This window comes from Pseudoalteromonas sp. RWi3 (assembly GCF_054960735.1).
The window spans coordinates 117209-136771 of record NZ_JBHNYL010000008.1 but is presented as its reverse complement, the minus strand read 5'-3'; the positions used below and the strand labels follow the sequence as shown (position 1 = coordinate 136771).

The window sequence follows — 19563 nt, the reverse complement described above, 5'->3', positions numbered from 1 at the left end:
ACACCATGATAGATTTTCAACTTGATAATAAGCATAACGCCATTGTCATTTCACCAACAGAAATGCCAAACGACGAAGATTTTGAGCTTTGGGCTAACTTATTTCTGCACTTTCCACTTATTACTATTACTGAATTTGAAGCGGGTGCTGACCGCCACCAACTACGTTTCAATTATGAACAACACAACTTTAATTTAAATTTTGAACACTACAGCAATAGTATTTGGATTAACGGTGAAGGAGCAGGAGCTGAGCATTTACTTGCAGCATTAACACTGTATTTTATGACTCAACTACAACAATGATCTAGACATACATAATTAGTTAGTGTGTAGTGTACACATACTAACTAATTCATGTTCTAGGATTTAAATGGTCGTAAATAGTTATTACAAAGCAATATTGCTAAGCTGCATGAGTATTGGCTTATACAGCCCTATGGCTCTCGCTGAGCAGTTTGATAGTAACAGTTGTAGCAATCAACGCACCATCACTCCATCAGAACAAAACCTAAGACGCCAACTTAGTGGTGAGGAACAACTTCCAAAAAAAACCACCGGTTCAAAAATAGCTAAAGTCACTCTGAATCAACTCAATGTATTTAATACCAACTTAGAAGAAGAAAATAACGCTATTTTTAGATTCGCCAATCGCGTTCATATAACCACTGAGCCTGATGTCATTACTAATTTATTGTTATTTAAACCTGGTGATGAATACCTTCCTAGAAAGCTCTCAGAATCCGAACGCCTTTTACGCAAGAAAAATTACTTATACGATGCAGATATTAGTGCTGAGCTTGACTGTGATGGCAATATAAATGTCAACGTTACTACCCGTGACTTATGGACCTTACTGCCAGAAATAAGCTTCAGTCGCAGTGGCGGGGAGAATAAATCCAGTATAGGTTTTCGAGAGTCTAATTTATTTGGTTGGGGTAAGCGCCTGTCAGTCTCTCGCACCAGTGACGCGGATCGCGATGGCTATTTATTTGTGTATGACGACCCTAATATTTTTTCTAGTCGCTACCGTGGTCGTGTAGAGTATTCAGATAACGACGATGGAAAGCGTCATCTATTAGAGTTGACCTACCCCTTTTATTCAATTGATACACCTTATAGCTATGGTCTTGTCAGCTATTCAGACCAACGTATTGAGTCTCTCTATAAACGTGGTGAAGTATTTAGTGAGTTTGAACAAAGAACTGATTACAACCAATTGCACTTTGGTCATTCTAAGCAATTAGGTAATAGTTGGACGCAACGTTTAAGTGTTGGCTACATATTCGAAGAACACTCATTTAAAAATATACCTGCTACTAATATACCACTTGCCCAGAGTCGTGACTTAAGCTACCCCTATGTTAGCGGCCACTGGTTTGAAGATCACTATATTAAAGTTCGCAATTTTGACAGCATTTACCGTACTGAAGATTTAAATCTCGGCTGGAATGTGAAAGGCCTAGTTGGTTACTCTAGCGAAGAAATAAGTGACGATGATAGCCGCGCCGTTTATTCATTTAATGCTAAAAAGGCTCACTTTAGTGGTGACAACACCCTATGGCGATTTTATGCTAGCCTAGACGGTTACTGGAACGAACAACAAAGCAAAGTCGAAAACCTGTTTGCCACCAGCCAAATACAATATTACTTAAACACTAGTTTAGAACAATCTTGGTACGCTAAAGTACGTCTCGATTACGCAAAAAACCTGACACACGATAAACAGCTTAATTTAGGCGGGGACAACGGCCTTCGTGGTTACCCACTTAATTATCAGCAAGGCGATCGTAGTTTTTTAATCAATCTTGAAAAGCGCTATTACTGGGAATACGACTTACTGCAATTATTTAAGGTCGGGGGTGCTGCCTTTTTTGACATTGGTCGCGCTTGGTTTGACGATAAAAATAATGGCGCCAACGGTCAGATTTTAAAAAATGCTGGCGTGGGTCTTAGGCTAGCACCGAGTCGAGCTAATGCAGGCACAGTGATCCACTTAGACATAGCTGCCCCTCTTAATAAAAGTAATGATGTAGATTCAATTCAGTGGTTAGTTACTGTTAAAAATACCTTTTAAAGGCTGCTAAAATGACTAAAATACACTTTAAATAAAGCAGACATGGACTGGCCGTGGAATTACTTGATATTCTTAGCATGCAATATAAATGGGTGGTAACCCTAGTTGCCTTATTAGCCTTCCCTTTGCTATTAAAGTTCACCAAAAAACTACTCGAAAAAACCATAAAAGGTAAAGTCGATGTACACCGTAAATACCGTGCAGAGCTACTACTAAAAATAATCTTAGCGATTGTGATGATTTGTTTAGTATTGGTATTTTGGGGCATTGAACTAAGAGGCTTGTTAGTACTAGGCTCTTCATTATTTGCAATGCTTGGCGTTGCTTTATTTGCAGCTTGGTCGTTGCTAAGTAATTTAACCTCGTTTTTATTGATGTTCATACAAAATGACTGCCGTGTTGGTTATTGGATAAGAGTGATTGACGGCGCTAATTTTGTTGAAGGACGCATTATTGAAATGGGCCTAATGAATGTTGTGCTAGAGCACATCGATGGTCACCGTGTTATTTATCCTAATAACCTATTTGTAACGCGCCCTGTCATGGTTTTAAACAAAGAGCCCAAGCCGACAAAGCCCGCCGCAATAAAAAGAATCTTAGGCCCTAAAAAGCCCTAAACTTAAAAGGCGCTTGTCAGTCAGCCAACAAACGCCTTTTATAGCAAATTAAAAAATTAATTATTTAAATCGGCTGTTTTTAATTCGTCATCTATTTCATTAATACCATCAATAAAGGTTTCTAGCTGCTGTTCAACTAAGCTATTTGCATGGGCAAAATAAGCAATATGGAACACCGCATCCCCTTCATTTACTAATGGCATTGTTTGCTGACCAATAATAATTCCGCTGCGAGGTGCTAGTAACTCTAATTCAGAATCACCTAGCGGACTGCTGATATAGGCCAAAATCTGGCCTTTAACAACTCGCTCACCCAGTGATACTTGCGCACGTACAATACCGTCAACCTCAGCACGCACCCAACTGGTAGAACTTGCGATAATCGGCTCTGGTAACTTTTTAGCGCGTTTTCCTCGAATCATTTTTAAGTGACGCATTACATAATCAACCCCCTGCATACCTGCTGCAATGGCAATGGGATCAAACCTAAGCGCTTCACCAGCCTCATAGGTAATAACAGGAATACCTAAATTCGCCGCTTCACTGCGTAATGACCCATTACGAAGCGATGCATCAATCACAGCGGGTGTACCAAATGCTTTAGCCATTTCAGCTGTCGCCTCATCACTAAGGTTAGCCCTGATCTGTGGCAAATTAGTGCGGTGTATTGCCCCTGTATGCAAATCAATAATATGTGTGCAATGAACAGCTACCTGTGAGAAGAACATATGTGCCATGCGCCCTGCTAACGAGCCGCGAATAGAACCAGGAAAGCTGCGGTTCATGTCTCGTCGATCAGGTAAATAACGTGACTTATGAATAAAGCCAAACACATTCACAATTGGCACCGCAATAAGTGTTCCGCGCAACTGACTGGCATCAATTTTAGCAAGCAGCTGCCGAACCACTTCCACACCATTGAGTTCATCACCATGTATAGCAGCGCACACCATCAATACTGGACCTTCTTGTACACCATTAACCACTTCAATTGGGATATTCAACGGCGAGTGGGTATAAAGCTTTGCGGCCTCTAGTGCCAGCGTCTTGCGCTCTCCTACTCCGACCGTTTCGCCTAATAAAGAGAAGGCGCTATTAATTTTAACCTTTGCCACGTGTTGCTGTTCCCTTAGTCGCAGCGGCTTTCTCAATAAAATCGATCACCATACCTGCAATATCTTTACCTGTTGCCACTTCAATACCTTCAAGGCCTGGTGATGAATTCACTTCCATCACTAATGGTCCGCGAGATGAGCGCAGTAAGTCAACACCGGCTACATTCAAGCCCATTGCTTTAGCAGCAGCCACCGCTGTTTTACGTTCCTCAGGGGAAATACGTACTAATGTTGCGCTACCACCGCGGTGAAGGTTTGAACGAAACTCACCCTCTTGTGCTTGGCGCTTCATAGCTGCAATTACTTTGTCACCTAAAACAAAACAACGAATATCAGCACCACCAGCCTCTTTTATGTACTCTTGAACCATAATATTCGCTTTTAAGCCCATAAAGGCTTCAATAACACTTTCAGCCGCTTTACGTGTTTCGGCAAGCACCACACCAATACCTTGAGTGCCCTCTAGTAACTTAATCACAACAGGCGCGCCACCAACCATTTCAAGTAAGTCTTTAACATCATCAGGCTTACTCGCAAAGCCTGTAACAGGCATGCCTACACCTTTACGAGATAAAAGCTGTAATGAGCGTAACTTGTCACGTGAACGAGAAATTGCCACAGATTCATTTACTGGGAAAACATTCATCATTTCAAACTGACGCAAAACAGCACAACCATAAAACGTAACTGATGCGCCAATACGTGGCACAATCGCATCGAAGTCTTTTAAGTTTTCACCGCGATAATGAATTTCAGGTTGCTCTGAGTTAATGTTCATATAGCAGCGTAGTGCATCAATCACTTTAACTTCATGGCCTCGCTCTGTAGCGGCCTCAATTAAACGACGTGTTGAATACAAATTTTTATTGCGAGATAAAATACCAATTTTCATAGTTAAAACCTTAACTACCTAATAAATGAGATAAAGCCGGATCAACGACTATGCGATTTTCCATGGCGGTACGCCCTAACAACATTCTAAACTTCATACTTGAGCGACGAGTTAATGTCACTTCAATAGGCCAGCTCTCGCCTCCTGCGTGGAGCATGGTCTCAATAAAATAACGTAACTGGCGCTCTCCACTGGAGCTGGTCACGTATTTCATCTTTTTTACTTTTGCTTCACACTCTATTTGAGTGTGTTCATTACCCTGTATAGGCTGAGCAATAAAACGAACCCACTGCTGCTCATCACGTTTAAATTCTTCAATATTAATAGCATGTATGCATGACGTGCGGGCGCCAGTATCCACCTTTGCTTTTATTTTATTTATACCAAGCTCAGGTAAGCTTAACCACTCACGCCAACCAACTGTAATTTTTGCCGTCATAAATGCGCCCTTTAATAAAAAAATGACTTATACGCGATTACCAAATAAACACCAACGAAATAAATTACTCTTATCGATAAGAAACTTTAATTGACCTAGATTAAAGATTAGACAACTATAGCGCCCTTATTAAAAGTAGAGACAAACTTATGTTCGATGGCTTACTTCATGCGGTGCTACTCGATGGCAAAGGCGGTGCGTGCACACTAGACACTAGTAGCACTCTTGCTAATTGGCAACCTGAACAAGGGAAACTATGGCTGCATTTAGATTACTCACAAGATCAAGCTGTTAACTGGCTAAAAAACATCGAGCTGTTGAGTGACTATGAATTAGAGTCTTTTATTGCTGATGAAACTAGGCCCCGACTAAGCAAAGCAGCCAAAGGCTCAATGCTCTTTTTACGCGGGGTAAATCTCAATCCAGCACAAAGCCCTGAAGATATGGTATCACTTCGTCTATTTATTAATGATGATATTGTGATTACTACTCGTAGGCGTCGCCTGCTATCAGTACAAAATGTATTGGATTCATTGCTGCAAAATGATGGCCCGTGCAATATTTCTGAATTAGTGTGTCATTTAACACAAAGCTTAACTTCTCGAATGCAAAGTGTGATTGATGAACTTGACGATACTTTAGATATTTTTGAAGGCGAGATTGACGAACCGACAAAGCGCTTTGATAATCAAGGCCTATCACAGCTACGCAGGCAAACTATTGCTTTAAAAAGGTATTTACGACCACAAAAGGAAGCTTTAAGCTCGCTTGCTAGTAACCGTTTCACATGGTTAGAAGAAACGGATAAAGCCAAGCTAAATGAAACGACTAACTTGCTGATAAGATACCTTGAGGAATTAGACAGTGCGATTGAGCGTGCCCAGGTTATACAGCAAACAATCACTAACCATGTGTCTGAGCAGCTTAATCAACGCATGTATGTAATGTCTGTTGTTGCGGCATTATTCTTACCGCTAGGCTTTTTAACTGGCCTACTCGGCGTTAACGTTGGAGGGATCCCAGGCACTGATAGCCCGTACGCGTTTAGCGCATTTGTGATATTTTTAATTGTGCTAACAAGCGGTATAGGCGTTTATTTTAAAAGTAAGAAATGGCTTTAATTTTATCAAGGCGGACTTTATGTTCGCCTTGTTCTTCACAGCAAATCAGCAAAAACTCCCCCTGACCTTTATGGTTTTCAAGGTTAATCGCTTTACCAATTAGAGTTTCATCGTCAGTGGTGATAATTGTAACCTTAGCTTGCTGCATACAGAACAGCTCAAGTTGATCGTAATCACCACACTTAATAGGCCGATAATGCATAACTGATCTCAAAAGGATAAAAATTGAAGTGTAACAAAGTAAGTGGGATTTGATATATAAGAAAAGCAAATGGCGCTCTCGGCAGGAATCGAACCTGCAACTTAGCTTCCGGAGAGCCACGTGATATCCATTTCACCACGAGAGCACATTTGTTGCCGCCACACCGACTCGCGATATCGATGCTTTAGCACGGGCAATAATAAAGACATCTTGGGCTAAATGCTAGCGTCTGTTGCTTATATGCTCATTTAATACACTAATTATAATAATTTACTTCACAAGAAGACAAAAAACAGCTATTAAATTATACTTGATAAAAATTAATAACTATTTTGTAACATCTGTACGGTTCAAAACCGCTTTTCGAAATAGTTAACCACGAGGAAGTAGAGTTATGAGTTTAATGTCGACAGAGCAAGTCGCCGAGTTTTTAGGGGTTAAAGTTGAGCGCGTCAAACGCTTAGCCAGAGAGAGCCTATTAATTGCAAAGTCTGAAGATGCCAATGGAGAGCCACAGTTTGATGCTGAAGAAGTAGCGAAATACAAAGAGTTAGCTGCACGCTTTGGTGGCCTTTAATTCACAGTAAAGACGGCACTTACACTTTACTTATCAAGTCATCCAATTGCGCACGTAAAGTCGTTACTTTACCATCAACATTGCGTGCGCTGTACCAACATATACACAACACTAAAAAAACCACTTCATAGCATACTAGCTTGTCTATAGAGTGATAAAACTCAGAGCTTTTTGAGCGCTTGTTTTGATAAACATTAAGTAACTCTATTTTTTGCTTTTGATTTAATTTAAAGCTCACAGCTAATGCAGCCAGATCAAAGTACACGTCATTGCTTTTGGCGTATTCAAAATCAATTAAATACATGCCAGTGTCATTCTCTATGATATTTTCTTTAACCAGATCATTATGACAAAACCCACGATCACACTTAAAAGCTTTTATCCTTGCTAACGCTTGAACGATATCACGCTGATAAAATTGATAAAGTGCTGTGCTTTGATAATAATCAAGCTCGCACTTAATATCCATTGGTTCAGTCAGCACTGAGTACTGATGAAGGTGTACTAACTTACTAATTAGCTGCTGATCCAACCCACTTTGCGCAGTTGAACCCTCTATGTATTCGAATATAGCTATGCGTTGTGCCTGATCAATCCATAGAGGAGTTGAACACACGCCAAACACAGCACATTTATTTTGAGCCTTTAAACCGACTGCAGGCCAGTGTTCACGGTAACACTTGAGCAAGTAGCCACGGCTTGATGTGCGAACGAGGAAATTATCGTTGCTTAAACCACTATGTAAGCGTTCACTATGGGTAATGACTAACTGAGCATCAAAAACACTAAATATTGCACTGATTTTATCAAAGTTCATCACTACTCATTATAGTTGTGCTAAAGGCTTAGCTTGATCTTGTTCGTACTCTTCGTACCAAGTTTTAAATCCCCATGCAGCCATTACCGTATAAAATACGAATAACGCAAGCGTTGGGTAATAGCCTTTTTCATAGTATAGATACATTGATGCGGCATCTATCACTATCCAATAAAGCCAATTTTCAAGTACCTTTTTAGCCACTAAATACGTTGTCACCACAGCAAAACAAGTTGTAAAGCTATCTAGGTAAGCAAAATCTGCATGAGTATAATTAGTCATTATGTAACCTAATACAATGGCCACTAACGAGGTACCTATAATGATAGCTATATGCTGATTTATACTCCATGAGGTAATGGCCAGCTCTTGCTTATTTGCACCACCTTTGCGCCATATCATCCAACCATAAACAGCCATGTACATATAATAAAAATGCAGTAATGACTCCATCAACAAAGCACCATTCCAATACATGATGGTATAAATTAACGTGCTAAAGAACGCTGCTGGCCAACACCATAAGTTTTCTTTTATAGCCAACAATAGATAGGCCATAGACAAAGCGACTGCAATATATTCCCAGTGCGACATTGCAGTAAACCCTGCAAGAGTTTGCGTAATAAAATCCATTATTGGCTCACTAAAATACTAAGTTTATTCAGGTGAAAGGTCACCAGAGAGAAATTTACATACAAAAATAGCTTTACCAAACTCTTCATATGAGCGCTTAATTTCCGTATTAAGAACAGACATGACTAAATCATAGTCGCCAAATATTTGCGTAGACAGCGTATTGGTTATCACTTTCAAATCATCGTAGGTATTTAAACGATCAATAAATCCTTTAATAAATGGGATATAGTCTTGGTGAAGTGGGTATTTACTGATCTCAACAGATAATTTCATTACTAACGCACTCATTATTAAAATAATTACCTTATTGTAACTCGCTACTGCTTACAAGTCATTCAATGGTAGAGGCGACGGCAAAGAAGGTGTAAAATTAGCATTATTAGTTTTAATTATGAGTATCTCATGGCACGACGTATTACCTACACTTTTAAAAATCAACCTCGTGAAATTAACTTCGCCAAAGATAAATATCAAGATATGTATCAGGCGATAGCTGCAGCTGAAGGTATAGATTTAACCAACTATTTAAATATGGTACGACAAATTGAAATGACATCGAAAGGATCTGCCGCGGTGCGTAACTTTCGCGATCAAGAGTTTGCCCGAATGGGCTTTGCTGATATCTACTTTATTAAAGAATAGCCTTAATCTAGATACTCGTAGCTCACTCTTGGGGTAATGTTACACAATAATTCATAAGGGATCGTGGTTGCACATTGCGCGATCTCTTCAACAGGTAATTCAGGGCCCCACATTACCACCTCGTCACCCACTTTAATATTTTCGCTGTTATCACCAATGTCTACGCTTATCATATCCATTGAAACATTGCCGGCAATACCATAGCGCTTATTACCTATCACTACAGGTGTACCATGCTTCGCATGACGCGGATAACCATCACCATAGCCCATAGCAACCACTGCTAACTTAGTTGCGCTTTGAGAGTGCCAACTTCCACCGTAGCCAACACATTGCATTGCATCGACCTCACGAATAGCAATGACTCGGGTCGTTAAGCGCATAACTGGTTTTAAATTATGTTGATGGCCTAAAGCTCCCAACATAGGCGATACACCATACATCATAAGACCTGGTCGCACCCAATCCCCATGCCCCGCAGGCCATGCAATAATCCCCGCAGAATTGGCTAGGCAATGCGCTTGTTGCTTACCTGCGACGAGGGAGTCGAACAACGCGATTTGCTCAGCTGTTTTTGCATCGCTCACATCATCTGCACACGAAAAGTGCGTCATTAAATTAATAGTACTGTTAGCATTTTTAGTCGCACTTAAGCGCTGGTAAAAATTATTTAATTGCGATGGCGCAATACCTAAACGGTGCATACCAGTATTTATTTTCAGCCAACAGTTTATAGGCGCCTCTAATTGCGCCTCTTCAAGCGCAATTAATTGATTCTCATCATGAATAATAGTTTGAAAATTGTTAGCCAGCAGGATAGCTAAATCTTCGGGGTGAAATACACCTTCAAGCAGCACGATTGGTTTTGTCAGCCCACCAGCACGAAGCGCTAGAGCCTCATCAATTCTGGCAACGGCAAAGGCATCAGCATCATTTAAATGTTGTGCAATTTTAACTAAACCATGGCCATAGGCATTGGCTTTTAATACAGCCATTACCTTGCTATTAGGTGCAAATCGTTTTACTTGCGCAAGGTTATGCGCAAGGTTTGATAAATTTATTTGTGCTACTGCTAAGCGCATTAATACTCGTCATCAACTGCTGGGCCGGCGTAATTATCAAAACGCGAGAACTGGCCTTGGAAGGTCAAACGTACTTTACCGATAGGGCCGTTACGCTGTTTACCGATAATGATTTCAGCGATGCCTTTTTCTGTACTGTCTTCGTTGTAAACCTCATCACGATAAATAAACATGATTAAATCGGCATCTTGCTCGATAGAGCCTGATTCACGTAAATCCGAGTTGATCGGTCGTTTATCAGCACGTTGCTCTAGAGTACGGTTAAGCTGAGAAAGTGCCACAACGGGGCATTTTAGCTCTTTGGCTAATGACTTAAGTGAGCGTGATATTTCTGCAATCTCTAAGGTACGATTATCTGACAAACTCGGCACCCGCATCAACTGCAAGTAATCGACCATGATCATACTAATACCACCATGATCTCGAGCAATACGACGTGCTCTTGAGCGCACATCAGTCGGCGTTAGGCCTGATGCATCATCCACGTACATCTTACCCTTTTCCATCAATAAGCCCATGGTGGATGATAAGCGCGCCCAATCATCATCATCTAATTGGCCCGTACGAACTTTGGTTTGGTTAATACGACCAAGGGAGGCCAGCATTCTCATCATGATTTGCTCAGATGGCATCTCTAATGAATAAATAAGTACAGGCTTATCTTGCGTCATTGCGGCGTGTTCAGCTAAGTTCATCGCAAACGTGGTTTTACCCATTGATGGACGCGCTGCCACAATGATTAAATCAGAGGGTTGCAAACCCGTTGTCATTTTATCTAGATCAGCATAACCAGTACCTACACCCGTTACACCATCTTGCGGTGACTGGTAAAGCTCTTCAATTTTATCAACAGTTTTCTCTAAGATATTATGAATACTTTGCGGGCCTTCACTGCTTTTTGTCCGCTGTTCAGCAATTTTGAATACTTTGCTTTCTGCAAAGTCGAGCAAATCATGACTGGTTCGCCCTTCTGGATTAAAACCCGCTTCAGCAATTTCGTTAGCCACGCCGATCATTTCACGAACCACTGCACGCTCACGTACAATATTCGCATAAGCATCTATATTTGCAGCACTGGGTGTATTTTTGGCGATTTCAGCTAAATAAGCAAAACCACCAATATTACTTAGTGAGTTCTTTTTTTCTAAGCTCTCTGAAATTGTGATTAAGTCTATCGGATCACCCACTTCAGCCAGCTCAACCATAGCCTCAAAGATAAGTTTATGAGTACGCGTGTAAAAATCTTGCGCAACAACCAGCTCAGCAACACGGTCAAAGGCTTGGTTATCAAGCATTAAGCCACCTAGAACAGACTGCTCTGCTTCAATGGAATGAGGAGGAACTTTAAGGGTGTCGACTTGTTTATCTGGTTTAGCCATAACTTCGCAATACTAACAGGGAATAGCTCTATTCTATCGACTTGCTGAGGTTGTGAAAATAGCTAAGCAGGAATTCTTTTCCTGCTTAGCACTTTCTACGGCTAGTTATGCTTTTTCAATTCAATACGGCCGCTGATTGTATCTATTTCGATATCAGCGTCGCCGCCATTTACACTAAACTCAAGTTCGCTTGAAGGACCATACTTAGCTTTTTTTACTTTATCATTGCTGAGCTCATTAACTATCTTGCCATTTGCATGTGCTTCAATTTCAAATTTAGCAGATATGTCATCAGGGAAAAAGAATTCAGCATCACCACTGACTGACTCAAAGCGTATGTCAGCCTTATCAAGTAAACGGTTAATGCGTACTTCAGCCTCACCATTAACAGTGTTAATGCGTAACTTTTTAATAGTATCAAGGGCAAAGTCGATATCCCCATTAACATTCTCTAATCTTACATCTTGCGCTTTCGATGTTGATTTAATATCACCATTTACAGCTGTAAAACGTAATTTTCCTTGAGAGTCTCTATCATTAATTTCACCATTTACGGTTTCATAGCGAATATCACCAATTAAGTTTGTCGCATCTACATCGCCATTAACCGTTTCAACGCTTATATCCCCTTCAATAGCAGACAAAGTAATATCACCATTCACAACATCGATTTCTGTTCCATTGCTTAGTTTGCTCGCGATAACATTTACATTTACGCCTGATAACTCTAATTCACTACTGTTGGGCATGAAAATAACCAAATCAGAGCCATCACCACTATTCCAACCATAATTACCGCTGCGTGGCATTTTTACAATAAACTCTATACGATCATCTTCAACTTCAAGGCGGTAACCTTTAGCTTTATCATCAAGTTCACCACTAATTTTAAGTTCAGCTTTATCCCACCCTTCAACGCGCACATCACCGCGTTGGTTATCAATAAAAATACGTTTATTAGCCGGTACGCTAATTTGCTCATCAATTTTTTGCCCTGCAACTGCTATTAGCGGCAACATACTCATCGCTAAGATTAATGCTTTCATTCTTATTACTCCTAAATTGTTTGCCACTTAGGTGCATGCACCTTATTAATTAGATCTAATTGCTGTTGATAAACTTGCGCCAACATTTTTAATAATGCAGGATTTTCGGGCTCATTTTCTAACGCTTGCTTAATTGCCCGTTCTGCATCTTCTAACTCTGTTAATTGTTGCTGCCAGTTATCAGTTAACGCAGGCTGATTTTGGTACTGTACTAATAACGTTTGTTTTTGCTCTGCAAAAAAGTCACTCATTGCAACACTCGTGTTTTGAGTTGAGCTATTTAAAACAAGCTGAACACTTAATAATGCAGCAACACTGCATGCTGCAATTCCAGCAAGTTTTGGCCACATAGACGATTCATGCTGTTTTGTAGCAGGGTTCGAAATTGCTTTTTCTATTCCTTGCCATAAATCTTTTTGCGGCGCAATCTGCGCCTCTGAGTTATTAATTGACTCAGCTAAGAATGTTTCAAAATCTGGTTTACTCATTTTCATACCACTCTTTTAATAACTGTTTTGCACGATGATATTGCGACTTACTCGACCCGACAGCCATTCCAAGCATGGTCGCAATTTCTTCATGGCGGTAACCTTCAATGGCATGTAATACAAACACCATTCTTGCTCGCTCAGGTAATCGCAGCACTAATTTATCGAGCCCGTTTAAACCTTGGCAATCAGTCGCACTTTGCTCATCCATGCCGCTTTGCTCAAAACTCACCACTTTTTGCAGCCAGTTTTTATGCTTTCTTAAATAACTAATCGCAATATTACTGGTTACACTATGTAACCATGTGGAAAATTGTGATTGCCCTTCAAAGCTCGCAATTTTATGCCACAGTTGAACAAAGACTTCTTGTGTTGCATCTTCTGCATGCTCTTTGTCCGCAAGTAAGCGCAAGCACAATGCATAGACGCGCTTAACATGTAACGTATACAGTTGGGCATAGGCCTGTTGATCACCTATTTTAACTTGCGCAATTAATGCATCCTCAGAAGGGGGTGCAAAAGCCTCTTTAGCATCTATCAACATCGTTGATGTTGTCCCTTTATAATTGTTGTTATGAATTGAGTTTATACCCAAGCCATTAAAAAATACGTTTTATTCATATTTAACCTGAACTCTGGTTAAGAGATGTAATAATATATTGATATTAAATAACAAATTCCCCCCTTAGTCTCCAGCCGGAGTCTTTTAGCGATAACAAGGCGAATTTACGCGTCAATAGCTGGCCTATTGCAAGTAAATTCAACGCAGTTAGCGTTAAAAGTAGCCGCTGGAGATAGATTTATTATCCAGAGTTCAGGTTACTTAGTTTCTTGAATAGTTAGACGTTAGGCAAGGTAGAAAAGGTTTAAAAGAAATAAAATTATTTATTTTCTAAATGAAAGGTCAGTGATCAAACGATCATTAAAGCCAGTTTTGAATGGCTACACTGGGGTGCAGCCATATTCTTAAGGAGTTGTTTCTTCAACAATCGTTTCGGGGGCTTTGTATGACCAACCTAGAAACTGTAATTTAGGTACGGTAGCACCGCCACCGCCAGCACTAATATCTTTTAAACGTTTGTCATAATGGATCCCACCATTACCGCATGTTGAGACCGTTTTGCCTCTCAGGGAGCCATTAAAGTCATTACCAGAATCTGAATTAACTTGAATATGAGCTCTAGGTGCATAAATCGCTGCATACATAGATGCATTTGACAAAAGCTCTACGCCAACTTTATTGCCTGTTGAAGGCACACCATGACACACCAGCGGATCCATGTCTGGGGTTTCGTAACTTGAAAAAATGCTAAATACAGCACGCCCAACTGACGAAATAGGCTCATGCGCTGTAATTTCATCATCAATAATAACGCGTCCTTCAATATATATTGTTAATGTGGCACCCGAGGCAATCTCAAACCCATTACTAGGATGATTATTATACCTAAAGTCGTTTTTAATATATAAAGTGACATCACCACTTTGCACAGTCAGTTTTCCGCCAGAAACGGTCAAGCTATCCAAGACATAAACTTGTTGATTAGGTTGCTCAAATACGGTTCTTGATACAGGCGTAATGTTTTGCCCCATCGGTTTTTTCCAACTCGGCCACTTGGTAAATGTCCCCTGATTTGCGGTCAAATTAAATGCTGAAAATTCGATAACATTTAAATCCGTAAGTGTACTGCTGCCGGCTAAATTTTCATTGTTACGAACAACCAAAATCGGATCACAGTTAGTACGTGGATCTGTGTAGTCATGATTTGGGTCTGGGTTATTTGGGTCAACCGAAGGGACAGGTTGTATATCTGGCACTTTTTTAAATACTTCATGTGAATATGGTTTACCATCTTGATACTGGTGCGCACCTAAATCACTGGGGAAGCTACCTTTACCGCCATACATAATATCAAGGCCATTTGCTTCTCTATTCTCAACAATACCGTCATCATTATTACGGATTGTTAAATCTTTTATAGCCCTTAACACCCCCAAAACACGTCCGCCAGTGAAATCAATGCTTTGCATTGATAAAATATCTCCTGCTACGCGGGTGTCAGCTGGATAGCCTTCAGGCACACCGGTGCCAGTACCGCCATTAATAGTAACACTTCCGTTGGCATGTATATCTCCCATTACAGGTGAACTACCACTTAAAGTTACATTACCCGTTACTATCACATCGCCCCAAATAGGCGAGCCACCACTTAACGAAACATCTGAATCATGATGAATAGTCCCTACCCGTGCATCTGTACCCGCATCTTCTTCTTTATATGGCCCGTCCGCTGAATCATAGCTGTCAATACGACCGCTACCATTAACAAGAACCCCTTCACAGCCAACAATGGCTTGCTCAAAGGGAGACTTAGGCGCACCAGGAATCATTTTATAACGTGCAACGAGGTTACTGACCGCGTCGCCGCTATAGCGCCGGCCCTGACTAGCTATTTCAATTTCTCCTGCTGCATTTTTACTTAATGTCGCATTATAAATAGCATCATCGCCAATTAAACCACTCCCTGTGGCATTTCCTGCTGCAGCAATTAAACCATCTACATCAAGCGCCTGATTATCGTTCAGTGCCTGTTTTAATAACTTCGCCTCTTCGAATACCCCTTTTTCAGCTAACAGGCGGCTATTAATCTTCTTTTGAAAGTTACCCGTCAAACGTTCTTGCACAAGGTTTTCACGTAATGAATTAAGTACAACAATGCTGGCCATACTTGTTAAAATAAGCACCGTTATTAATGTAAAGCCATGCTGTTTCTTACTCATTATTCACCACTGTATACTTTTTCAAGAATAACGTTAGATGCAGCTAGCTCTATAGCAACGGAATCCCCAAATTGAGCTGGTAACTGCTCTGGTTTAACGTTAATTGTGACTAGCTCATTGTTGATACTAAAATTTAGCGATGCTAAACCGGTTAATAACCGCTCAGGGGTCAATGCACCGAGCGCACACATGAGGTTATTACCGTCTAGGCTGTACACTTCATTTACATCCGCCGCTGCCACACTTCCTGTACAAGTCACAACTCCTGCGGGCTGGGTTATTGTAATTGATGAACCATCAGCACTAACTATAGGTGTAACCGGTGTTTGCTTAATACTGCGAGTAAATACCTTGCTGGTATAGCGTATAACTTCTTGCGCGTTTTCTAATTCCTTGCCAACCAACACAGTCCCTTTTATCGCTGAGTATGCCAAACTTACACCACCGAGCAAAAACGCCCCTGCTGCAAGTGCTACCATCAACTCGACCAATGTATAACCGCGTTGTTTTTCTCCGCAATAAAACATTAACTACACCCTGCAGATAAATCAGGGTAACTGGCATTGAGTGTGATTTGATTTTCTAAACCCTGCGGGTCGTTTTGCTTAATACGTTCGTCATTCCAGCTAACAATAACCTGCATTTCATCATCAAAAGTAGCTGGTATGGTTAACGTGTAGTCGGCTATTTGTGGTTCAAGCGCAGCGCGAAAATTCACGTCCGTAAATAGGTCTGGGTTCGTTGTTTGCAATTCACAAATATGAGGCCATATTCGCTCTATGGTATTTTGCGCTTGAATTAAAGAAACAGTGTAATTAAAACTGTTGGTCGCGTATTGTAAAGATTTTAGCTGCGCAGAGGCAAGACCCAGTAAAGCAATACCCGCAATCACAACCGATATCATTACCTCAAGTAATGAAAAACCATTTTGCGATTTCATTACGCGCACCCAGTGGATTTTTCAGCTAACCAATTTTGACCACTTTTTAAAACACAAAGATAATAGTCCGTCGTTTTTTCGTTATCATCTTTAATCAAAATGGTACTTGCTAACGAAACCTCACCTGTGGACATAATTGTTCGGTTAACTAAAGCCACATCAATGCCCTGATGCTGAATAGCAAACTCACGCAATAAGGTTTCTACTCCATCAACGGGTGCCTTTACTTGCCATTTATCTGCGCTCACAACAAGCTTAACATCACTATCACGCTTTACCGCTTCGCTGCGCGCAAACTTGTATACACTGTTCAACTGATTGGCGGTTGTTACAACACGATCTTGCATTATTTGCTGGCTAAATGAGGGAAATGCAAGCACAGCCATAATCGCGATGATACCAACCACCACCATTAACTCTACAAGGGTAAAACCTGAGGTTTTATTCATTTGGTTAACCCCAACAACTATTAGAATTTGGTAGCTGTGAACCATCATGAGTTAACGTTAAGGCACCACAACGGTCATTCGCTTGAGCTGAGCCTGCTTTAGGAGTCGCTTTTAAAGTGTATTTTCGATTACGAAAATCATCGGCAGCAGCTGCACCGGGGACTCTATCTGATGGCGTGTATGAAAAAGTATAGAATTCAGTATTTACAGCAGCATTAAATGCATTTGGGTAGCCACCGTTACGTGAATATATTCGCTCTAGGCTTGCACCATATTGTAACATTACCTGCTGAATATCAGCGCGGCGACTGCGCTCCATATGTTCCGTATATGAAGGTAAAGCTACACTATAAAGAATACCTATTATTGCGACAACTATTAATAACTCAGTAAGTGTAAACCCATGTTGTAGTAAACTTTTTTTCATTTTATTGTTCATCAATTACTTCCTTCACACCATGCCCAGTGCACAAACAATATACAGTGACAACGCTGTCACTGTCAACAAACTGTAATCGAATGGAAACAACAAATAAAAGTATATCAACTACTCTATGGTTTTTCTTCGACTTCACACGGTGAAAAAAGCTACACCGAAAATATTATACACTCTAATACATTATAACTAACAACAACTTACATATACGAACAATATAAGTAGTTAGTTCATTCTGTTGGGTAACAAAAAGCCGTGCTCAATGAGCACGGCTTTTTTGGCTTAATTAAAAAATTAAGCTTCAGCGATTACGATTACTTTGATAGTAGCCGTTACGTCTGAGTGTACTGCGATTGCAACGTCAAATTCGCCAGTCTCACGGATAGTACCTAGAGGTAAACGAACTTCTGATTTAGCAACTTCAACACCAACAGCTGAGATAGCGTCAGCGATGTCACGAGTACCGATTGAACCGAATAACTTACCTTCGTCACCCGCTTTAGATACTAATGTAACTTCAGCTAATGCTTCTAGTTTGTCAGCGCGCGCTTGTGCAGCAACTAACTGTTCAGCGATTTTCGCTTCAAGTTCTGCGCGACGTGCGTCAAAAGTTTCAATGTTAGCTTTAGTCGCAGGAACTGCCTTACCTTGCGGGAAAAGGAAGTTACGTGCGAAACCAGATTTAACTACAACCTGTTCACCTAGGTTACCTAGGTTAGCGATCTTATCTAGTAGAATAACTTGCATGTTTCTACACCTTTTAAAAACTGTTAATCCGCTGCTTACTTATGTAAGTCAGTGTATGGAAGAAGGGCTAAGTAGCGAGCGCGCTTGATAGCAGTTGCTAGCTGGCGCTGGTATTTAGCGCTAGTACCTGTAATACGGCTAGGTACGATTTTGCCACTTTCTGTAACATAGTTTCTAAGAGTAGCTAGATCTTTGTAATCGATTTGTTGTACGCCTTCCGCTTTAAAGCGGCAGAACTTACGACGTCTGAAATAACGTGCCATGAGATAAATTCCTCAATTAATTCTTTCTATATGCTGAGCATGCAAAACCAATTGGCTAAGGCCGTTACGACCTTCGTGGCGATTTAAAAAACCACTCACTTGCAATGCCTGCCCAACGTGCAAATGTTGAGTCTGTTGTTGCATTTGCTTACCACTAGCAACCACTTGAAGTTTCACATAACTATTACGGTTAAGGTCTGCTTCAATTTGCATTGATTTATGTTCAATAACAAAAATACAATGCGGTATACCAGCAGGGCTTTGGCTATATTTGGGTGTTTTACAAACAACTCCAGATAGTGTTAGTTGATTCATGTAAGGGTTAAGCTTTTGGCTCATCTTAATAACTCAACTGAACAAGCGCCATGCTTGGACTCAAAACAATTAAGCAGCTGGTGCTTCTTTCTTCTCTTCTCTTACAAGAGGAGACGCTTCAGTTACAGCGTTTTTAGTACGCATAACTAAGTTACGAAGCACTGCATCGTTGTAGCGGAAAGTAGTTTCTAGCTCGCTGATTACTTCAGTAGGTGCTTCAACGTTCATAAGAACATAATGAGCTTTGTGAAGCTTGTTGATTGGGTAAGCCAGTTGACGACGGCCCCAGTCTTCAAGACGGTGGATAGTACCACCCGCTTCAGTGATAGAACCAGTATAACGTTCGATCATACCAGCAACTTGCTCACTCTGATCAGGGTGAACCATGAATACGATTTCGTAATGACGCATGGATATTCCTTACGGTTAATAGAGCCTTCTACCGTTTCGGCCAGTCGGTTTAAGGCAAGGAATTAATATTAAATAGGCCGAAATGAGCGCGC

27 protein-coding genes and 1 tRNA gene are annotated in these 19563 nt (G+C 40.7%); 6 read left to right on the top strand and 22 right to left on the bottom strand.

Translation table 11 applies throughout. The features are described from left to right. Positions 1-5 precede the first annotated feature (5 nt). From ACFI4Z_RS12290 to ACFI4Z_RS12280, 3 genes are all read left to right on the top strand, one after another. Complete coding sequence (locus tag ACFI4Z_RS12290) at positions 6-305, top strand: DUF3630 family protein (protein ID WP_462670827.1); 300 nt, start codon at positions 6-8, stop codon at positions 303-305. A 109-nt stretch (positions 306-414) separates the two neighbouring features. Further along, complete coding sequence (locus ACFI4Z_RS12285) at positions 415-2076, top strand: POTRA domain-containing protein (RefSeq protein ID WP_462670871.1); 1662 nt, start codon at positions 415-417, stop codon at positions 2074-2076. Between the two features lie 77 nt (positions 2077-2153). Then, complete coding sequence (locus tag ACFI4Z_RS12280) at positions 2154-2693, top strand: mechanosensitive ion channel domain-containing protein (RefSeq protein WP_099296259.1); 540 nt, start codon at positions 2154-2156, stop codon at positions 2691-2693. 56 nt (positions 2694-2749) lie between these two features. On the opposite strand, the gene ACFI4Z_RS12275 is transcribed toward ACFI4Z_RS12280, so the two are convergent. Genes ACFI4Z_RS12275 through ACFI4Z_RS12265 form a run of 3 tightly spaced genes read right to left on the bottom strand, consistent with a single transcriptional unit; the run spans position 2750 to position 5139 of the window. Beyond that, positions 2750-3808 carry a succinylglutamate desuccinylase/aspartoacylase family protein gene (locus ACFI4Z_RS12275; RefSeq protein WP_462670826.1) on the bottom strand — a complete coding sequence of 353 codons (1059 nt, stop codon included), beginning with the start codon at positions 3806-3808 and terminating at the stop codon, positions 2750-2752. Then, positions 3795-4700 (bottom strand): 30S ribosomal protein S6--L-glutamate ligase, encoded by a 906-nt coding sequence (gene rimK / locus ACFI4Z_RS12270; protein ID WP_462670825.1) that lies wholly within the window; start codon positions 4698-4700, stop codon positions 3795-3797. The genes ACFI4Z_RS12275 and rimK overlap by 14 nt, the downstream gene beginning before the upstream one ends. Before the next feature lie 10 nt (positions 4701-4710). Further along, positions 4711-5139 carry an ATP-dependent zinc protease family protein gene (locus tag ACFI4Z_RS12265; RefSeq protein WP_099296207.1) on the bottom strand — a complete coding sequence of 143 codons (429 nt, stop codon included), beginning with the start codon at positions 5137-5139 and terminating at the stop codon, positions 4711-4713. 149 nt (positions 5140-5288) lie between these two features. Between ACFI4Z_RS12265 and ACFI4Z_RS12260 the strand changes: the two genes are divergently transcribed. After that, on the top strand, positions 5289-6260 hold the full coding sequence (locus ACFI4Z_RS12260) for a zinc transporter ZntB (RefSeq protein ID WP_462670824.1): 972 nt from the start codon (positions 5289-5291) through the stop codon (positions 6258-6260). Here ACFI4Z_RS12260 and ACFI4Z_RS12255 read toward each other — a convergent pair. Then, on the bottom strand, positions 6238-6462 hold the full coding sequence (locus ACFI4Z_RS12255; protein WP_135473344.1) for a Rho-binding antiterminator: 225 nt from the start codon (positions 6460-6462) through the stop codon (positions 6238-6240). The genes ACFI4Z_RS12260 and ACFI4Z_RS12255 overlap by 23 nt on opposite strands. 70 nt (positions 6463-6532) lie before the next feature. Then, positions 6533-6607 (bottom strand) — tRNA-Arg (locus tag ACFI4Z_RS12250). 249 nt (positions 6608-6856) lie between these two features. Between ACFI4Z_RS12250 and ACFI4Z_RS12245 the strand changes: the two genes are divergently transcribed. Further along, entirely contained in the window at positions 6857-7039 is a 183-nt protein-coding gene (locus tag ACFI4Z_RS12245) for a hypothetical protein (RefSeq protein ID WP_058560327.1), read from the top strand. Between the two features lie 19 nt (positions 7040-7058). Here ACFI4Z_RS12245 and ACFI4Z_RS12240 read toward each other — a convergent pair whose 3' ends face one another. The 3 genes from ACFI4Z_RS12240 to ACFI4Z_RS12230 are packed head-to-tail and all read right to left on the bottom strand — an operon-like array spanning position 7059 to position 8765. Continuing rightward, complete coding sequence (locus ACFI4Z_RS12240; protein ID WP_462670823.1) at positions 7059-7856, bottom strand: phosphotransferase; 798 nt, start codon at positions 7854-7856, stop codon at positions 7059-7061. A gap of 9 nt (positions 7857-7865) precedes the next feature. Then, positions 7866-8489: a nicotinamide riboside transporter PnuC gene (pnuC, locus tag ACFI4Z_RS12235; RefSeq protein ID WP_462670822.1), complete on the bottom strand. Its 624-nt coding sequence runs from the start codon at positions 8487-8489 to the stop codon at positions 7866-7868. A 24-nt stretch (positions 8490-8513) separates the two neighbouring features. Further along, positions 8514-8765 (bottom strand): hypothetical protein, encoded by a 252-nt coding sequence (locus ACFI4Z_RS12230; protein ID WP_058560330.1) that lies wholly within the window; start codon positions 8763-8765, stop codon positions 8514-8516. 129 nt (positions 8766-8894) lie between these two features. On the opposite strand from ACFI4Z_RS12230, the gene ACFI4Z_RS12225 reads away from it, so the two are divergent. Next, positions 8895-9134 (top strand): DUF2960 domain-containing protein, encoded by a 240-nt coding sequence (locus tag ACFI4Z_RS12225; protein ID WP_087531146.1) that lies wholly within the window; start codon positions 8895-8897, stop codon positions 9132-9134. Positions 9135-9136: 2 nt separating this feature from the next. Here ACFI4Z_RS12225 and alr read toward each other — a convergent pair whose 3' ends face one another. The 14 genes from alr to rpsF all read right to left on the bottom strand — a co-directional run bounded on the left by alr (position 9137) and on the right by rpsF (position 19471). After that, the gene (gene alr, locus ACFI4Z_RS12220; RefSeq protein WP_462670821.1) at positions 9137-10216 is read right to left on the bottom strand and encodes an alanine racemase; all 1080 of its coding nucleotides are present in this window, start codon (positions 10214-10216) and stop codon (positions 9137-9139) included. Beyond that, positions 10216-11595, bottom strand: a complete 1380-nt coding sequence (gene dnaB / locus ACFI4Z_RS12215; protein ID WP_099296201.1) for a replicative DNA helicase — start codon at positions 11593-11595, stop codon at positions 10216-10218. Before dnaB ends, alr begins: the two co-directional genes overlap by 1 nt. 101 nt (positions 11596-11696) lie before the next feature. Next, positions 11697-12641 carry a DUF4097 family beta strand repeat-containing protein gene (locus tag ACFI4Z_RS12210; protein ID WP_462670820.1) on the bottom strand — a complete coding sequence of 315 codons (945 nt, stop codon included), beginning with the start codon at positions 12639-12641 and terminating at the stop codon, positions 11697-11699. A gap of 11 nt (positions 12642-12652) precedes the next feature. Continuing rightward, positions 12653-13135, bottom strand: coding sequence for a hypothetical protein (locus ACFI4Z_RS12205; protein WP_462670819.1), 483 nt, complete (start codon positions 13133-13135; stop codon positions 12653-12655). After that, on the bottom strand, positions 13122-13673 hold the full coding sequence (locus tag ACFI4Z_RS12200; protein ID WP_462670818.1) for an RNA polymerase sigma factor: 552 nt from the start codon (positions 13671-13673) through the stop codon (positions 13122-13124). Before ACFI4Z_RS12200 ends, ACFI4Z_RS12205 begins: the two co-directional genes overlap by 14 nt. Before the next feature lie 422 nt (positions 13674-14095). Then, positions 14096-15910 carry a DUF7305 domain-containing protein gene (locus ACFI4Z_RS12195; RefSeq protein ID WP_462670817.1) on the bottom strand — a complete coding sequence of 605 codons (1815 nt, stop codon included), beginning with the start codon at positions 15908-15910 and terminating at the stop codon, positions 14096-14098. Next, complete coding sequence (locus tag ACFI4Z_RS12190; RefSeq protein ID WP_099296196.1) at positions 15910-16437, bottom strand: PilW family protein; 528 nt, start codon at positions 16435-16437, stop codon at positions 15910-15912. The genes ACFI4Z_RS12195 and ACFI4Z_RS12190 overlap by 1 nt, the downstream gene beginning before the upstream one ends. Next, entirely contained in the window at positions 16437-16850 is a 414-nt protein-coding gene (locus ACFI4Z_RS12185) for a type IV pilus modification PilV family protein (RefSeq protein WP_462670816.1), read from the bottom strand. The genes ACFI4Z_RS12190 and ACFI4Z_RS12185 overlap by 1 nt, the downstream gene beginning before the upstream one ends. After that, positions 16850-17299: a GspH/FimT family pseudopilin gene (locus ACFI4Z_RS12180; protein WP_462670815.1), complete on the bottom strand. Its 450-nt coding sequence runs from the start codon at positions 17297-17299 to the stop codon at positions 16850-16852. Before ACFI4Z_RS12180 ends, ACFI4Z_RS12185 begins: the two co-directional genes overlap by 1 nt. Positions 17300-17303: 4 nt before the next feature. Continuing rightward, a complete protein-coding gene (locus tag ACFI4Z_RS12175) occupies positions 17304-17738 on the bottom strand; it encodes a type IV pilin protein (protein ID WP_462670814.1) in 435 nt (144 codons plus the stop codon). Between the two features lie 291 nt (positions 17739-18029). Continuing rightward, a complete protein-coding gene (gene rplI, locus ACFI4Z_RS12170) occupies positions 18030-18482 on the bottom strand; it encodes a 50S ribosomal protein L9 (protein WP_462670813.1) in 453 nt (150 codons plus the stop codon). Positions 18483-18517: 35 nt separating this feature from the next. After that, positions 18518-18745 (bottom strand): 30S ribosomal protein S18, encoded by a 228-nt coding sequence (gene rpsR, locus ACFI4Z_RS12165; RefSeq protein ID WP_002962753.1) that lies wholly within the window; start codon positions 18743-18745, stop codon positions 18518-18520. A gap of 12 nt (positions 18746-18757) precedes the next feature. Further along, positions 18758-19060, bottom strand: coding sequence for a primosomal replication protein N (priB, locus tag ACFI4Z_RS12160; protein WP_135473388.1), 303 nt, complete (start codon positions 19058-19060; stop codon positions 18758-18760). A gap of 69 nt (positions 19061-19129) precedes the next feature. Continuing rightward, positions 19130-19471: a 30S ribosomal protein S6 gene (rpsF, locus tag ACFI4Z_RS12155; protein ID WP_036980061.1), complete on the bottom strand. Its 342-nt coding sequence runs from the start codon at positions 19469-19471 to the stop codon at positions 19130-19132. Between the last annotated feature and the right edge of the window lie 92 nt (positions 19472-19563).